1 protein-coding gene is annotated in these 836 nt (G+C 65.7%); it reads right to left on the bottom strand.

Annotation, left to right across the window (positions count from 1 at the left end; all coding sequences use genetic code 11):
• Positions 1 to 836: IS110 family transposase (locus AACY08_RS27575; RefSeq protein WP_339472273.1), on the bottom strand; the 836-nt coding region annotated here is incomplete at both ends.

Raw genomic sequence — 836 nt, forward strand, 5'->3', positions numbered from 1 at the left:
CCTCGAGCCACGAGCCCTTGGGGGCACCGCGCCTGCTCGCCTGCAACACGACCGCACTGCTGCCGATGATCAGCAACCGCCTGAGCGTTCGCTCGCCCATGCGCGAGATCGCACCCAGCTTCTGCTTGGGCACGAGCCCCAGCCATGCCGCAAAGTCGCGCCCCTTCGCAAAGGTCTCGGCCGGAGGCGCGATCGCTGCGATCGCCGTCGCCGTGATCGGACCGATGCCAGGGATCGTCATCAGCCGACGCGCCACCTCGTCCTCGCGAGCACGGCGGGTGATCTTCTTGTCCAATGCGGCAACCCGCTTGTCGAGTTCGGCTAGCATATCGACCATCATCGCGAACATCGGTCGCGCCGCCTCCGGCAGTGTTGCGGCCATCTCGCTGTCGTCTAGCAGATCCGCCAGCATCGCCAGGTGGCTCGGCCCCTTCGGTGCCACCCAGCCATATTCGGTGAGATGCCCGCGGATCGCATTGCCGAGCTGGGTGCGCTGTTTTACCAGCAGATCGCGCGTGCGGAACACCAAGGCGGCGGCTTGCTGCTCTTCGCTCTTCACCGCGACGAACCGCATCGTTGGCCGCTGCGCCGCCTCACAGATCGCCTCAGCATCGACAGCATCATTCTTATGCCGCTTCACGAACGGCTTCACATAGGCCGGCGGAATCAGCCTGACCTCGTGACCCATCGCCCGCAACTCGCGGGCCCAGTGATGTGCGCCGCCGCACGCTTCCAGCGCCACCGTGCATCGCGGCTGTGACACGAAGAAATTTAGCAGTTTTCCCCGGGTCAGCTTGCGGCTGAACACCGTTCGCCCGGTCCTGTCCGCGCCGTGC

The organism is Pseudomonas sp. EL_65y_Pfl1_R83, assembly GCF_963970695.1.
Classification (GTDB): domain Bacteria; phylum Pseudomonadota; class Gammaproteobacteria; order Pseudomonadales; family Pseudomonadaceae; genus Aquipseudomonas; species Aquipseudomonas tritici.